This is a genomic window from Bacillus sp. FSL R12-0074, assembly GCF_038005725.1.
Classification (GTDB): Bacteria; Bacillota; Bacilli; order Bacillales; family Bacillaceae_G; genus Bacillus_A; species Bacillus_A mycoides.
Genome location: NZ_JBBOTR010000001.1, coordinates 4,546,940 through 4,560,954, shown reverse-complemented (window position 1 = coordinate 4,560,954; position 14,015 = coordinate 4,546,940). Strand labels below are relative to the sequence as shown.

The following is a 14,015-nucleotide window of genomic DNA, read 5'->3' as shown; positions in this document are numbered from 1 at the left end:
ATGAGTATGATGAAGATTGAAACGATTGAAGAACTTGAAGCGTTAGTAGAAAAGAACGAGCCTTACGTTCTTTTTAAACATAGTACGACATGTCCAATTAGTCACGGGGCATATACAGAGTTTCAAGCGTATTGCGGTGAAGAAAGAGAAGTGCCAGCATATTACTTATACGTACAAGAGGCGAGAGATGTTTCGAACCATGTTGCAGAGCAGTACAGCATTAAGCATGAATCTCCGCAAGTGTTATACATAAAAGATGGAATGGTAGTATGGCATACATCGCACTGGAATATTAAAAAAGAAGCTTTAGAAGAGAATGTAAAATAGGGAGAGGCAAGCGAAGGGCTTGCTTCTTTTTTATTTTGTTGCAATATATTTAGTGGTACACTAGAGATACTTTAAAACTAAGTAAATTGACTTTTGAAAGTGGGTTTTAAGCAATGAAGAAAATGGCATTATGCATCGCAAGCTTAAGTTTATTACTGGGGGCTTGCAGCAATAATACTATTGAGAAGAAGGATGAAGTTGTACAGAAAGATACGAAAGAAAAAAGTATGATTCCAAGAACTGCTGTTTCTAAGGATTACTATAGAACTGTTATTCCTTTAAAAGAACAAAAGGTAATTAATACAGTTAATGTTAAAACTAATTCTAAACTAGATTTAGCAGAATATGAAAATGGTTTAATGGATATTGCTTCAAAACAATTCGATACAGAAAATTACGTATTACAATTAAATCAATATATTCCAGAGAAAACAATTGATGAATTAGTTACGAAACAAGAAGTACCAGTTTTGACTAATATTATAGAACAGGACTACTTCGGCAAACAAAATTCAAATGAACTAAGCTTATCTGGTGTTGTTATTGGTTTATCTATGTCTTCAAGTGTATCTAATGAGGAAGCTATTTCTAAAGGTACTGAAGTCGCTAAGGGGCTTATAGAAGCTATTAATAAAAATGATAAATATAACAAATCTCCAATTACATTTGCTATATTCAAGCAAGAAAGTACAAGTTCTTTAAAGAATGGTACTTATATTTCAAGCGCTACTGTTCAAAAGAACGAGACTAATCTTGGAAATTGGGATACTATTGATGAAAAGTCGTATTCGTATCCTTCTCAAGAATTTGAGGGGGCACATGGAGAAGATAATGATAAGCTAAAGAATTTTTCTAAAGCAATGAAGGCATTTTCTCCAGGAGATTATATCCCTGTTAATGCTAAGATTTCTTATAAGCAAAATAAGATGGATAAATTAAAGATGGATATTGTCGTTAAATATAACGGTAAGTCAGAATTAATGGCACTCTCTCAAACGGCTGCTCAAAGTATGTTAGAACAATTTCCTAAAGATGCTAAAGTTCAATTACAAATAAAGTCCGAGAATAAAATCGAGGCTGTTATTATAAAAGAGAAGAACAGCGATAAACCGTTTGTTTCTTTCCTATAATAAAAAAAGACAGTTTTTAAGCTGAGGCTACTGAAAAAGTGAATACTTCGAGAAAAACATTTCGAATTTCCTAAAGATGTTGAAAGAAGAAAGGAGGTCATTACCTGTACATAGTAGGGAATGACCTCTTTTTTCTTATGAAATAGACTCTTTCAGTGCCTTCTTTAAAGTGTCAGATTATGTTGATGTTATTCAAATTGGCGCTCGCAATATGCAAAACTTTGAACTGTTAAAGGCAGCTGGTGCTGTAAATAAACCAATATTATTAAAGCGTGGTTTATCAGTAACAATTGAAGAATTTATTAATGCAGCAGAATATAGTATGGCAGAGGGGAATGGTAATATCATTTTATGTGAGCGTGGTATTCGCACATATGAAACAGCAACGCGTAATACGCTTGATATTTCCGCTGTGCCAATTTAAAAGAAAGAAACACATTTACCTGTTGTTGTCGATGTAACGCATTCTACAGGGCGATGTGGCCTTCTATTACCGTTTGCAAAAGTGGCTATGGCAATTGGTGCTTTTGCTATTATGGCTGAAGTACATCCAGACCCAGCAGTTGCATTATCAGATGCAGCGCAGCAAATGGACATTCCAGAATTCAATGAGTTTATGAAAGAATTAAAAGCATTCGGAAGTAAATTATAAAAAGATTTCTTAGTCTATGTAGCCTTGTTACATAGCTTTTTTACAAAAATTGACCTTTTTTGCATAAAAAATACGAAAATACGAGAAAAGAAGCGAATTTTTTCGAAACTTTTGCGGGAAAATATTGTATGACCCTGTGTTTTTAGCGTATCATTAGTAAAAGGAAGAACTCGGGACGATTGTTGGCATCTGCAAATAGAGTTGATGTCTTTTTTTCATTCAAGTGAACCGATACATAAAAATAGATAACATAAATAGAAGGAGTGTGCGAAGAGATGAACGTAACAATCTATGATGTAGCGCGTGAAGCAAATGTTTCAATGGCTACCGTATCACGCGTTGTGAATGGTAACCCAAATGTAAAGCCTACAACAAGAAAGAAAGTATTAGAAGCAATTGATCGTTTAGGATACCGCCCGAATGCGGTAGCACGTGGACTAGCAAGTAAGAAGACAACTACAGTGGGTGTTATTATTCCTGATATCTCAAATACGTTTTATGCAGAACTTGCTCGTGGAATTGAAGATATCGCAACAATGTACAAATATAACATCATTTTAAGTAACTCTGACCAGAACAAAGAGAAAGAGTTCCACTTATTAAATACGATGCTTGGGAAACAAGTGGACGGGATTGTTTTCATGGGTGAAGATATTACAGATATTCACGTTGAAGAGTTCAAAAAATCTCCAGTACCAATTGTATTAGCAGCGTCATTTGATGAACAAAATGAAACGTCATCAGTAAATATTGATTATACACAAGCAGCTTACGATGCAATGAAGCATTTTATTGAGCAAGGACATAAACGTATCGGTTTCGTCTCTGGTCCTTTCATTAATAAAGCAGGAAGCGCGAAGAAGTTACAAGGTTATAAAAAAGCTTTAGAAGAAGCAGGTATTTCATATGATGAAAATCTTATAATTGATGGAGATTACACATATGATTCAGGTATAGAAGCGTTTGAAAGACTTTGGGGCATGGATGAAAAACCAACAGCAATCTTCGTATCTTCTGATGAAATGGCACTAGGTGTAATCCACGCAGCACAAGACGCGGGATTAAACGTACCAACGGATATCGAAGTGCTTGGTTTTGACAACACACGTCTTGCATTAATGGTTCGTCCGCAACTTTCGACAGTTGTACAACCAATGTATGATATCGGTGCAGTAGCAATGCGTCTACTAACGAAATATATGAACAAAGAAAAAGTAGAAGATCACTCAGTTATCTTACCTCACCGTATCCAATTTAGAGATTCAACGAAGTAAGAATAAGAGAGCTCACAGCGATAGCTGTGAGCTTTTATTCATATTCAGGATAATGGTGTTTAACTACTGTATCTACACTTTCAGTTTTCTTAACATGTAAAAAGCGTGCATATAATTCTTTTCCTGTCTCAAATGGTGTGTCATCTAATTCGAAAACATGCAACACTTTTCTAAACGTCCATGTTACTTGCTCACCGTACATATTATCGTACGTATCTTCAGACTGTAGAGCTATCTTTTCACCTAGCTCATGAGCTTCCTCTAAACTGTTCGCCTTAACGAGAATGATACTTTCTTCAAAAAGTGTATCGTGATTCTCTTCATAATGTTCATCAATTTTACTAGGATTAGGCTCACCTGAATGGACAGATTCAAATAATAACTTTACAGCATACACATGAGATCAGTCTCCTTATGCTGAATGTTTTACTTTATAAACAATACTCGCGATAAGTGAAGCGGGTATTGTAAATACGTTACTTTGATAATGATAATGTATTTGGGATTCTTCATAAGACATTTTGTCGTAAAGTTCATTTTGAGACACGTTCATTTTTTTCTGTTTTTCCTTGAGCATCTTAATATAGTTGTACTGTATTGGGACGAGAATGATGAAATAGGCTAATACGATTAGTGAAATCCAAATTATTATGAACACTCCCTTACAAAGAATATTTCTATATAACAATTATATCAATAAAAAGAAAAAATAACCATTTATTATTAGGGCGCATTTTCTTCTAAAAATGCGAACAGTTCCTCTTGGTTTCTTAAATTGCGATCAATACATGTTTGAGCAATACATTTTAATCCTTGTAATAATGTGTCTATGTACAAAGTATCGTACTGAATTATATTTCCCTCTACCATTGTTTCATCTATTTCCAAGTTAATTGATATTTTTAGTACAGCTGTATTGCTTTGCAAATTTACAACGTCGATGCAAAAAAACTGTTTTTCTAAGTCAATCGTAACATAATCGAATCTTTCGGATAGCTCCAAATTGCATGTGGTAGTGTATTCCAAATGAAAGCCTCCTTATTGTGTAAGTGTATGTTGTAATGCTTTCGCTACAGTGGGGGAGATTCCTTGTTATATGTCACACAAGTGCAAATTTAACTATTATAGGGCAATGTCATGTATAATAGAAAGAAAAGGCTTGTGAGGGGGGAGAAGAGATGATCGTTCTTTGGATAATTACGCTTTGCATGACCGCTATTTTTGCATATATGACGTTAAAACAAAATGGCTTAAAGCGATTTGTTCCAGGAAGTATTCTTGCAGGAATCGCCCTTATCACGTATGTAATTTCTATTTTTATTGAAAGTGTATCAGTGGACATGAGCACAAGTTTAATGTTCATGGGTATTACACTATTTGCAGGTAGTATTATGGTACTTATGGTTGCTGGTATTATTTTATTTATTCATATGAATTCAGAAACGTTATAGCATATAGAAAAGGCATGTCCCGAGGGGGCATGCCTTTTTATCCGTTCAATTATGCTCTATCTTTAGAAGAGTTTTGTTGTTTTAGTAAGTCGCGAATTTCGCCAAGAATTTCTTCTTCTTTTGTTGGTTCTGGAAGTTCTTCTTTCTTTTCTTCTTCTTCTCTTTTAGATGTTAGTTTGTTGAAAACTTTAACAAACATAAAGATAGCAGCTGCAATAATTAAGAAATCAAAAATAGTTTGGATGAAGTTACCATACATAATAGATGATTTACCGAATGTAAGTTTTAAATCTGTAAAGTTAACGCCGCCCAGTACCATACCAAGTAATGGTGTGATGATATCTTTTACTAAAGAACTAACGATTTTACCGAATGCAGCACCGATTACAACCCCGACAGCTAAATCGATTACATTCCCTTTGAATGCGAATTTTTTAAACTCGTTCCACATGTGTTAATCCCATCCTTTCCACGATTCATTATGAAATTTATAATTCCTATCAACATATTCTATAGAAATTTGTGAGAGAAATAAAGAGGAAATGGGAATGAAAGTAAATTCTGAAAAATGTATCCGTTTTAATTTTTGTTTACATTCTCCAGTAGAGATTGTAACAGTTGCTGCGTTTTTAATCCTTCTAATCCATCTACAACAGGCTTTGTATCGCCGTGTACACATTCAATAAAATGATGAACAGCATCTTCAAAACCGCGCTGTTTTAACGTCGTATCCCATGATGGTGAACCAATCTGAGAAACTGAATTTTCCTGCTCAACTTCAAATGTGTTCATATTTTTTACGCGAATGATTTTCCCTGTTGTTACAAGTTCAATTTGTTCTAAGTTTGTACCGGCATGGCGATGCATCGCTGTTGAAAGTAACAGTCCATTTGCAGTTGTATATGTATGATGTCCGTAAAGAAGTTCATTCTTTTCATTAATTTGCATCATATTATGAACGACGTTAAGATCATCATTAGCTAACCAGCGAGCAGTATCTACAATATGTAAGTAATCATCTAACATAGTAAAGTCGTACGTATATGGCCCGACTTTATTTGTGCGGTGTTTTTCAATTCGAACCCATGAAATATCATGAGCTTGCTCTTTTGCAGCAACATACATAGGAACGAATCGGCGATTAAATCCGACCATTAACTTTCGGTTATGCTTTTCGCTCAACTCGACTAGTTGCTCAGCTTGTTCCACTGTAGCTGCTAGCGGTTTATCAACATAAACGTCGATTCCTTTTTTCAGAAGTTCAGAAACGATTTCATAATGTGTAGCAGTTGAACTGTGAACGAAGATTGCATCACATTCCGAAGCTAACGTTTCAATAGAATGGAAGTCTTGAATGCGGTATTGTTGGCAAACTTGTTTCCTTTTCTCTGCGTTAGGTGTAAACGCCCCTACAAAATTCCAATCTGTTTCTTTTGTAAGTGTTGGAAGATAGGCTTTTTGCGCAATACTTCCAAGTCCAATCATCCCAATTTTAGGTTTGTTCATGTTTATTCCCACCCTATTAATATTGATGTACCGGGTTAAATGTAGCATAGGGTGGGGGAGGAAGGCAAAAAATAGCTTTTTACTTACGCCCTTCTAACAAAATCTTCTCTATCTCTTCAAAGTTATGAGCGCGAGCATGCTCTAGCGGGGTAACACCATCGTTGTCTGGAATATTTACATCTGCACCGTGCTCAATAAGAAGCTGAATGACTTGTTGCTGTGTTTCGTTTCCGTTACTTAGTACGATGGCTTCCATTAAAGCGGTCCACCCGAGATTATTTACATGGTTAACATCAATAGTTGTTCGCGTAAGGAGTTCTTTAATAACATCAATATAGCCATGTTCTGACGCGGGAATAAGAGCTGTTCCGCCGTAACGATTCGTAAGCGTTGGATCCGCACCAGCATCAATCGTTAGTTTTAAAATGTCCAAGTAACCTTCTGCACCGGCGTATAGAAATGGATTGTTTTTCATATCATCTTGGATATTTACGTCAGCACCAGCGTCGATAAGAGCTTTGGCGGTTTTTACATCATTTTTGTATGTAGCAATCATAAGAGAAGTACGTCCTTTATTGTCCGTTATATTTATGTCAGCCCCTTTTTTGAGTAATGATATAACAGTATTCGTTTCTTGTTTCTCAGTAGCTGTTAGTAGCGCTGTCTCCATGTTTTTCATCTCCTTTTTTACTTCTTGTTCTTGCGAGCATCCTTGCAAAAAAATTACGCAACAGATCATGCTTAATGTTTTTTTGAACATGGAATTTCAACCTCCTCATTGCAACTGTAAAATAAGAACATTAAATTTTTATAAACTGACGCTAAAATTACTATAAAATCGCTTGAGTATTTGAACATATATTTTTATGCTTATGAATAACAAGGTTTGTTAAAGTGAGGATGTAAGATATGTCTATTAAAACAAGATTTTTATTTTCTTATATCGCTGTTATTCTCGTTTCCATCACGCTCATATTAGTCGCGGGATTTTTAATTGTTTTTTCCATAACAGGAGACTTGGAATCAGTGAAAAATTTCTATAAAAGTTCCTATATTCAAAAGCCGCTTACACCAGAAGAAGAGAATACGTATATTGAATTGAAATTAGCGGCAAAGAAAAATCAATCACAACTATTAGATGAATCGTTCGTTTCCTCACTTGAAAAAGAAGGTGTGAAAATAATTGTAAGAAAGGGAGAAACCATTTCTTATGCTACAAAAATATTTGAAGGTGTATCTTTAAAAGAAGCCATTCCGAAATTTGAATCAGCAAATATTAATAGTCGTGGTACAACGGAACTAGGCGATACATTTTATCGATATGTAAAATTTGATTTTTATTTTCCCGGAGATGAAGAAGGGAGTATATTTGTACTAAAAAGGCAGAGTTCATTTGTCGATCTTACACAAAAATTATTTCCAATTTTGTTCGGAGCGCTTTTACTGTTAGCCATTTTACTCATAGGGTTATTAAGTTATTTCGTCTCAAGAAGTGTGATAAAACCAATTTTTGTATTGAAAGATGCGACTGGGAGAATTAAAGAAGGGGATTTAGATTTTCAAATTCCAGTTACATCCTATGATGAGATTGGGCGATTAAATCAAGGGTTTGAGGAAATGAGGAAGAGATTAAAAGAGTCGATAGAGATGCAAACACAGTATGAAGAAAATCGAAAAGAACTCATTTCAAACATATCTCATGATTTAAAAACACCGATTACATCTATTATTGGATATGTAGAAGGCATAAAAGATGGAGTCGCAAATACGCCAGAAAAAATGGATAAGTATTTAACGACCATTCATACGAAGGCAAAACATATGGATACACTCATTGATGAGCTCTTTTTGTTTTCAAAGCTTGATTTGAATCGAGTTCCCTTTCAGTTTGAAACGATGGAGTTAAACGTGTTTATGCAGGAATTATTAGAAGAGATGCAGATGGATTTAAGTGAGGAAGGTATAGAAGTTTACTTACAATTACAATCATCACCACTATATGTAACGGCTGATTGCGAAAAGATAAATAGAGTTATATCAAATTTGATTCATAATAGTGTGAAATACATGGATAAAGAAGAGAAGAAAATTACTGTAACAGTATTGAGTGATAACAATAAAGTTATTGTGAAAGTGATGGACAATGGGTCAGGTATAGAAGCTGATACGCTGCCGTATATATTTGAGCGGTTTTATCGTGCAGAGCAATCGCGAAATTCTAGCACAGGTGGAAGTGGACTTGGCTTAGCGATAGCGAAGCAAATTGTTGAAGAACATGGCGGGGAAATTTGGGCGGAAAGTAAGCTTGGGGAAGGTACAAGTATTTTCTTCTCATTGAAAAAAGTACAGGAATGTGGTGAGTAGAATGAAGAGAATTTTACTAGTAGAAGATGAAATAAGTATTGCAGAATTACAGCGAGATTATTTAGAAATTAGTGATTTTCAAGTCGATGTAGAACATTCAGGAGAAGTAGGTCTACAAATGGCTCTTCAGGAAGATTATGATCTAATTATTTTAGATATTATGCTTCCGAAAATGAATGGTTTTGAAATTTGTAAACAAATACGTGCTATAAAAGACATTCCGATTTTACTTGTTTCAGCAAAGAAGGAGGATATAGATAAAATTCGCGGACTCGGTTTAGGCGCGGATGATTATATAACGAAGCCGTTTAGTCCAAGTGAATTAGTCGCAAGGGTAAAAGCACATATTTCTCGTTATGAAAGATTATCAGGAAATGTGAGTAAGCAACGCGATACGTTATATATTCATGGAATTTCTATCAATCAGCGAGCGAGAAAAGTTTTTATAAACAATGAAGAAATAGCGTTTACAACGAAAGAATTTGATTTATTAACATTCTTTGTAACGCATCCAAACCAAGTATTAAATAAAGAACAGTTATTTGAACGCATTTGGGGATTAGACTCAGCTGGCGATTTAGCAACGGTTGTTGTTCATATTAGAAAGTTACGTGAAAAAATTGAAAGAGATCCTGCTCATCCGCAATATATTGAAACAGTGTGGGGAGCTGGTTATCGCTTTAACGTGTAATGTACCTGCCAAGTAATTGGTAGGTTTTTTATGTTATTCGAACAAAAAGGGAATAATAGGTAATTTATGTTAAAATATAAAGAGAGATAAAACATAGGAGAGCATGAGAGGGCGTGCTACATTTTGGGAGATACATTAAAAGATAATAAATCAAACAAGGCTTTAAAGATTGGAACCAATATCATACTTATCTTATTAATTATCGGTGCAATACAAATGTTTTATGATGAAGATTCTACGAATGATCATTTCGGTGGGTTATTTATGATGGTCTTTTTTGGAATTAAAATAATTTCTAATTTTGTGATAACTTTAAAAGAAGGAGATAAAAAGTCAGTATTTATTGATTTAGGTTTAGTAGTTTTTGTTGTTCTTCTTTTAGTTGTTTCTAGTGTGAAATATTTTTCTTGAGGGTTAATATATTCATTAACGAGGCTTTAATGGAATAAGCCTCGTATCTTTCTGTGTTATTTAATACTTGCGTCTGATTGTAAAAAATCACTCTATATTAGGTATTTTTCTTTGAAAATAGGACTTAATTCACTCCAAACATCAAATTTATTACCATCTAAATCATAAAAAACAAAATTCTTCCCAGCATGCCCTCTGTTTTCAATCTCTCCAACTAGAATTTCCTTTTCAATAAATTCACTATGAATTGATTCTAGTGTATGTAATCCGTTAACTTCAAATGTTATAGAAAAGCGTTCTTTACCGTGAAAATCAAAAAAATTTAAGGTTTGATTATCTTGGGATTTAACTAGAAAAAAGCTTTGATTTGCAAAGTTAATAATAGCTTTGTCTTCGTCTTTAAAGTTCAACTCTGCTCCCAATTTGTTCACATACCAATTTGAAGAAAGTTCTACGTTGGTAACTGGAATATAAGTCGTTCCAACTCTTAATAATTTTTCTTTCACCCTATTTTCCTCCTTTAGCAAAACAGCACTAATAAACTTGTTCTCTCTTCCTAGACTTATTGCCTTTGTGAGTCCTTAATTTTCTTTTTAATCCAAAAAAATTCTTGAGTAATAGAAGTAAACCGACTGGCTTCTTCCAAAAAAGGATAATGGTTACTGTCCTCAAATGGCACAAAAATAGAATTGCGTATTCCCTCATGCATTTCAATAGAATATTGAATCGGGCACTGCACATCATGTCTTCCGCAAATAATAAGCGTCTTTGTGTGGATAGAAGGTAAGTACTTTCTTAAATCAAATAACGGATATTCACAAGAGAAAGCATTCATCCGGCTAGCGGACATTGTTTTTTGGATTGGTTTACAAAAATAAGAGTTGTAGTTTTCAGGTTTATACAATGATAATTCGGTTCTCTTAGTAGATAATTTTTTTCGTTCTGCATTTGTAAGATGAGGGCTTTTCAAGTTTTCGATGAGTTGTTGCATATAATGAAACTGAGGATGTGCTGGGTGATAAATGCAAAATAGTGTTTCGGTATAGTTACTTGCTGCGGCTCCAACGATGACTAATGATTGTAAGGAATTTGGATATGTAATCGCATATAAAAGTCCAAGCATACCGCCTGTTGAGTGGCCAGCGAAATGCCATGTTGGGAGTTGTAAAGCTTCTCGTATTGCTTCTAAGTCGTGAACGGTTTCAATCATACTTAATTCTTTTTTTGAATTGGCTTTTGCTGAGTTACCAGCGTTTCGTAAATTAATGAGCAATACACGATGCGTAGCAGTGAAAACATCCGCAAAGTAATCGCCAGTTTCATTAAATTGTGAATAGTGATGTGTAATGCAAAGCGGTTCGCCATTTCCTTTTGTAAAGATTTCAAATGTGCCACGTTTCGTGTTGATTATTTGTTGTGTCCACATAATATCACGACCTTTTCTCATAAAAGTTGGACCGGCTAATTCTTAAATAAAATATATCAGCGAATCTCAAAATATATCGACTTACCGACAGAAAACGACAATAATAGCTAGCTATAAATAAAAGGAGGCTGTTCAAAAGCGAGCCTCCTCTCTGTTTAATATAAAGATTTTGTCATATTATTCCGAATAATTTCAAGAGATTTCGCTACAGTTAATGCATTTTTTTCTTCGATTTCTGGTTTTCTAGGGATAGGTTGATACATGTTGTCTGGATCTTCCCATGTAAGGGGAAGGTCGGTTTCTGCTTGTCCTTTCCAAGCGTCAATCCATTCTGGAGGGAGATAACCTGAGATGTTTTGGATGTTGTTCATTTCGAGCCAAATGAGTGCCCAAGCTCTTGGTACGACGCGCCAGTGATCATAGCCACCACCGCCGACAGCAATCCAGCGACCGTCGCAATATTCATTAGCGATTTCACGAGCGAGCTTCGGTATTTCACGGTAAATATTCATCGTTGCGCAAAGGTGTGTAAGTGGATCGTAATAATGTGCATCAGCACCATTTTGCGTTAAAATAATATCCGGTTTAAAGTATGCTGCCACTTCTTTTACAACTGTTCGATATGAATCTAAAAACGATTCGTCTTCTGTAAAAGCGTCAAGTGGAACGTTAAAAGAATAATTATATCCATTTCCTTGTCCACGTTCATTTACTGCGCCAGTTCCAGGAAATAAATAACGCCCAGTTTCGTGTAATGAAATGGTGCATACGTTAGGATCGTCGTAAAAAGACCATTGTACCCCGTCACCGTGATGAGCATCTGTATCAATATATAAAACGCGTAAACCGTATTTCTTCTGAATATATTTCATTGCGATAGAGCTATCGTTATAAATACAAAAGCCAGATGCTTTACCACGAAAGCCATGATGTAAGCCGCCACCTAAATTGAGGGCGTGCTTTACTTTCCCAGAAATAACAGCATCGACAGCTGTTAATGTTCCGCCAACGAGTAATGCACTTGCGTCATGCATATTTGGAAACATTGGTGTATCTTCTGTTCCAAGTCCATATGTCATCGCAATTGATTTTTCTAACTTTCCTTCTCCAGCAAGTTTTACCGCATTTATGTACTCCTCTGTATGAATGAATGCAATTTCCTCATCTGTAGCCATTCTTGGCGAGATGACTTGAGAAGGGGAGATAAAACCACTCTTTTGTAATAAGTCATACGTAAGTGTGACGCGTAGTTGGTTAAAAGGATGATCAGGGCTAAAAGAATAGCCCCGAAAGTCATCCGAATAAATGAAGGCGCTGCTCATGCTTGCATCCCCATTATGTTTGGCCATAATACGCGGTAGCCCTCTGCTTCGAGTGCATCAATCACTTTTAGAGGATTCATCGTTTGAATGCGGAAAACGAGTACTTTATCATTCTCATCTTTTGCTGGATAGACGAGAACGCTCACAATATTTATTTGTAAATCACTAAAAATAGCAACGACTTTTCCAAGAATACCAGGTTCATTTTTCACTTGAATTTCAATTTGTGAACTCGGTTGATGAGCTCCTGTTAATTTTACTAACGTGTGCAGCACTGTAGATTCAGAAATGATACCTACGAGTTTTCCAGCTTTCGTAACAGGAAGACAGCCTATTTTATTTTCAAAAAATAAAGTCGCAATTTCCTCAACGAAATCGAGAGGGTGACAAGTCATAACAGGGTGTTTCATTATGAGTTCAAGAGGTTGCTTCAGCATATCGAGTGAAACTTGTTCATCTAAAATAGACGGACTTGCATCTCTTACATCCCGATCAGAAATAATGCCTACGACATGATTATTTTGATCGACAATTGGAATGTGCCGAATGCCTTTCGTACGTATCGTTCGGATTGCTGTTTCGATTGTATCGTTTGGATGTAGTGTTACTACATTTTGATTCATAATTTCTTCTACAATCATTCCAGTTGCCCCCTTTATTAATACATAAAACGATTGTGAAAACGTAGACGATCGAATGCTTGAATGGAATCCGTATCAACACGTTTACCGATGCGGACCATTAAACAGTTAGCCGGGTGTGAACAAATTTCAGGATCGTCTGTAGCCATCCATTGTAAACCACCAGCATTCATCATTTTTTCCATTACTTTTCGGTATTCCCAAACATTTAAGCCTGTTTGTTTTAAATCCCAGTGCCAATAATATTCAGTCGTTAATATAATGTAATCTTCCATATGATCGTCCATCATTGAAACTTCTAATAAATTTTTTCCGACAGAGCAACCACGAAAGGCTGGGACAACTTCAATCGCCCCGAGTTCAATTAAGTTTTCAATCTTTCCTTCTGACCATCGCTCGAGCGGATCAGGATATAAGTATGTAACATATCCAACGATCGTTTGGTCATGCCTAGCAATAATGAGACGAGCTTCTGGTAATTTAGAAATTTCGACAATTGCTTTATATTGCTGCTCGGCAGGACGAAACGCAATTAAGTCTGGATGAAATTCATACATTTCAAGATTATGTGTAGAGACAGGACCTTCAATAATTAAAGTGCCTTTCGCTGTTTTTAAGTTTCTGGCATTATATATTTTTTTATGAATCAATTTATTGCTCACCACCTTGAGGGTTTGTGAATCTATTAATATCGTACTTTATAATATATGCGATGTGAATCGAATTTTGTCATTAAAAATTTGTCTAAAAATCAACAAAAATACTGAAAATTTTAAATAATGTCATTATAATAGATAATAGAATACATAGGAGGGGGATG

General features: G+C 35.3%; 18 protein-coding genes and 1 pseudogene. 8 read left to right on the top strand and 11 right to left on the bottom strand.

Annotated features, from left to right (window positions below; genetic code table 11):
* The 4 genes and pseudogenes from ytxJ (at position 1) to ccpA (ending at position 3,383) form a co-directional block, all read left to right on the top strand.
* Positions 1 to 327, top strand: a complete 327-nt coding sequence (gene ytxJ / locus NSS97_RS23710; protein ID WP_002067603.1) for a bacillithiol system redox-active protein YtxJ — start codon at positions 1 to 3, stop codon at positions 325 to 327.
* Between the two features lie 113 nt (positions 328 to 440).
* On the top strand, positions 441 to 1,457 hold the full coding sequence (locus NSS97_RS23705) for a CamS family sex pheromone protein (RefSeq protein ID WP_002138665.1): 1,017 nt from the start codon (positions 441 to 443) through the stop codon (positions 1,455 to 1,457).
* A gap of 172 nt (positions 1,458 to 1,629) precedes the next feature.
* Positions 1,630 to 2,109: pseudogene (locus NSS97_RS23700) on the top strand (bifunctional 3-deoxy-7-phosphoheptulonate synthase/chorismate mutase); the annotation flags it as partial.
* A gap of 275 nt (positions 2,110 to 2,384) precedes the next feature.
* A complete protein-coding gene (gene ccpA / locus NSS97_RS23695; RefSeq protein WP_002034370.1) occupies positions 2,385 to 3,383 on the top strand; it encodes a catabolite control protein A in 999 nt (332 codons plus the stop codon).
* Between the two features lie 34 nt (positions 3,384 to 3,417).
* Here the strand turns inward: ccpA and NSS97_RS23690 are convergent, their stop codons facing one another.
* The 3 genes from NSS97_RS23690 to dhp61 form a co-directional block, all read right to left on the bottom strand.
* Entirely contained in the window at positions 3,418 to 3,780 is a 363-nt protein-coding gene (locus NSS97_RS23690; protein WP_002138663.1) for a DUF4288 domain-containing protein, read from the bottom strand.
* A gap of 15 nt (positions 3,781 to 3,795) precedes the next feature.
* On the bottom strand, positions 3,796 to 4,032 hold the full coding sequence (locus tag NSS97_RS23685) for a DUF3949 domain-containing protein (protein ID WP_002138662.1): 237 nt from the start codon (positions 4,030 to 4,032) through the stop codon (positions 3,796 to 3,798).
* A gap of 74 nt (positions 4,033 to 4,106) precedes the next feature.
* Entirely contained in the window at positions 4,107 to 4,409 is a 303-nt protein-coding gene (dhp61, locus tag NSS97_RS23680) for a protein Dhp61 (RefSeq protein ID WP_002129439.1), read from the bottom strand.
* A gap of 152 nt (positions 4,410 to 4,561) precedes the next feature.
* Here dhp61 and NSS97_RS23675 point away from each other — a divergent pair, with 152 nt between their 5' ends.
* A complete protein-coding gene (locus NSS97_RS23675) occupies positions 4,562 to 4,834 on the top strand; it encodes a DUF3917 domain-containing protein (protein ID WP_000636592.1) in 273 nt (90 codons plus the stop codon).
* Between the two features lie 49 nt (positions 4,835 to 4,883).
* Here the strand turns inward: NSS97_RS23675 and mscL are convergent, their stop codons facing one another.
* The 3 genes from mscL to NSS97_RS23660 form a co-directional block, all read right to left on the bottom strand.
* Entirely contained in the window at positions 4,884 to 5,285 is a 402-nt protein-coding gene (mscL, locus tag NSS97_RS23670; protein WP_002015591.1) for a large-conductance mechanosensitive channel protein MscL, read from the bottom strand.
* A gap of 128 nt (positions 5,286 to 5,413) precedes the next feature.
* Positions 5,414 to 6,340 (bottom strand): Gfo/Idh/MocA family protein, encoded by a 927-nt coding sequence (locus NSS97_RS23665; RefSeq protein WP_044442124.1) that lies wholly within the window; start codon positions 6,338 to 6,340, stop codon positions 5,414 to 5,416.
* A gap of 79 nt (positions 6,341 to 6,419) precedes the next feature.
* Positions 6,420 to 7,100 (bottom strand): ankyrin repeat domain-containing protein, encoded by a 681-nt coding sequence (locus NSS97_RS23660; RefSeq protein ID WP_044442126.1) that lies wholly within the window; start codon positions 7,098 to 7,100, stop codon positions 6,420 to 6,422.
* 149 nt (positions 7,101 to 7,249) lie between these two features.
* Here NSS97_RS23660 and NSS97_RS23655 point away from each other — a divergent pair, with 149 nt between their 5' ends.
* From NSS97_RS23655 to NSS97_RS23645, 3 genes are all read left to right on the top strand, one after another.
* Positions 7,250 to 8,704, top strand: a complete 1,455-nt coding sequence (locus tag NSS97_RS23655; RefSeq protein WP_044442128.1) for a sensor histidine kinase — start codon at positions 7,250 to 7,252, stop codon at positions 8,702 to 8,704.
* A gap of 1 nt (position 8,705) precedes the next feature.
* Positions 8,706 to 9,395, top strand: a complete 690-nt coding sequence (locus NSS97_RS23650; RefSeq protein ID WP_107887366.1) for a response regulator — start codon at positions 8,706 to 8,708, stop codon at positions 9,393 to 9,395.
* 123 nt (positions 9,396 to 9,518) lie between these two features.
* Positions 9,519 to 9,806, top strand: coding sequence for a hypothetical protein (locus tag NSS97_RS23645; protein ID WP_107887367.1), 288 nt, complete (start codon positions 9,519 to 9,521; stop codon positions 9,804 to 9,806).
* Between the two features lie 92 nt (positions 9,807 to 9,898).
* On the opposite strand, the gene NSS97_RS23640 is transcribed toward NSS97_RS23645, so the two are convergent.
* The 5 genes from NSS97_RS23640 to acuA all read right to left on the bottom strand — a co-directional run bounded on the left by NSS97_RS23640 (position 9,899) and on the right by acuA (position 13,845).
* On the bottom strand, positions 9,899 to 10,312 hold the full coding sequence (locus NSS97_RS23640) for a VOC family protein (protein WP_061689091.1): 414 nt from the start codon (positions 10,310 to 10,312) through the stop codon (positions 9,899 to 9,901).
* 56 nt (positions 10,313 to 10,368) lie between these two features.
* Positions 10,369 to 11,232, bottom strand: a complete 864-nt coding sequence (locus tag NSS97_RS23635; RefSeq protein WP_107887368.1) for an alpha/beta fold hydrolase — start codon at positions 11,230 to 11,232, stop codon at positions 10,369 to 10,371.
* 155 nt (positions 11,233 to 11,387) lie between these two features.
* Complete coding sequence (acuC, locus tag NSS97_RS23630; protein ID WP_080784570.1) at positions 11,388 to 12,554, bottom strand: acetoin utilization protein AcuC; 1,167 nt, start codon at positions 12,552 to 12,554, stop codon at positions 11,388 to 11,390.
* On the bottom strand, positions 12,551 to 13,195 hold the full coding sequence (locus NSS97_RS23625; protein WP_002123078.1) for an acetoin utilization AcuB family protein: 645 nt from the start codon (positions 13,193 to 13,195) through the stop codon (positions 12,551 to 12,553). The genes acuC and NSS97_RS23625 overlap by 4 nt, the downstream gene beginning before the upstream one ends.
* Positions 13,196 to 13,212: 17 nt before the next feature.
* Positions 13,213 to 13,845, bottom strand: a complete 633-nt coding sequence (gene acuA, locus NSS97_RS23620; RefSeq protein ID WP_002112293.1) for an acetoin utilization protein acetyltransferase AcuA — start codon at positions 13,843 to 13,845, stop codon at positions 13,213 to 13,215.
* Between the last annotated feature and the right edge of the window lie 170 nt (positions 13,846 to 14,015).

Coding starts and splice junctions, on each gene's coding strand:
- ytxJ (WP_002067603.1), top strand. CDS start 1: ATGAGTATGATGAAGATTGAAACGATTGAAGAACTTGAAGCGTTAGTA.
- NSS97_RS23705 (WP_002138665.1), top strand. CDS start 441: ATGAAGAAAATGGCATTATGCATCGCAAGCTTAAGTTTATTACTGGGG.
- ccpA (WP_002034370.1), top strand. CDS start 2,385: ATGAACGTAACAATCTATGATGTAGCGCGTGAAGCAAATGTTTCAATG.
- NSS97_RS23675 (WP_000636592.1), top strand. CDS start 4,562: ATGATCGTTCTTTGGATAATTACGCTTTGCATGACCGCTATTTTTGCA.
- mscL (WP_002015591.1), bottom strand. CDS start 5,285: ATGTGGAACGAGTTTAAAAAATTCGCATTCAAAGGGAATGTAATCGAT.
- NSS97_RS23665 (WP_044442124.1), bottom strand. CDS start 6,340: ATGAACAAACCTAAAATTGGGATGATTGGACTTGGAAGTATTGCGCAA.
- NSS97_RS23660 (WP_044442126.1), bottom strand. CDS start 7,100: ATGTTCAAAAAAACATTAAGCATGATCTGTTGCGTAATTTTTTTGCAA.
- NSS97_RS23655 (WP_044442128.1), top strand. CDS start 7,250: ATGTCTATTAAAACAAGATTTTTATTTTCTTATATCGCTGTTATTCTC.
- NSS97_RS23650 (WP_107887366.1), top strand. CDS start 8,706: ATGAAGAGAATTTTACTAGTAGAAGATGAAATAAGTATTGCAGAATTA.
- NSS97_RS23635 (WP_107887368.1), bottom strand. CDS start 11,232: ATGTGGACACAACAAATAATCAACACGAAACGTGGCACATTTGAAATC.
- acuC (WP_080784570.1), bottom strand. CDS start 12,554: ATGAGCAGCGCCTTCATTTATTCGGATGACTTTCGGGGCTATTCTTTT.
- NSS97_RS23625 (WP_002123078.1), bottom strand. CDS start 13,195: ATGATTGTAGAAGAAATTATGAATCAAAATGTAGTAACACTACATCCA.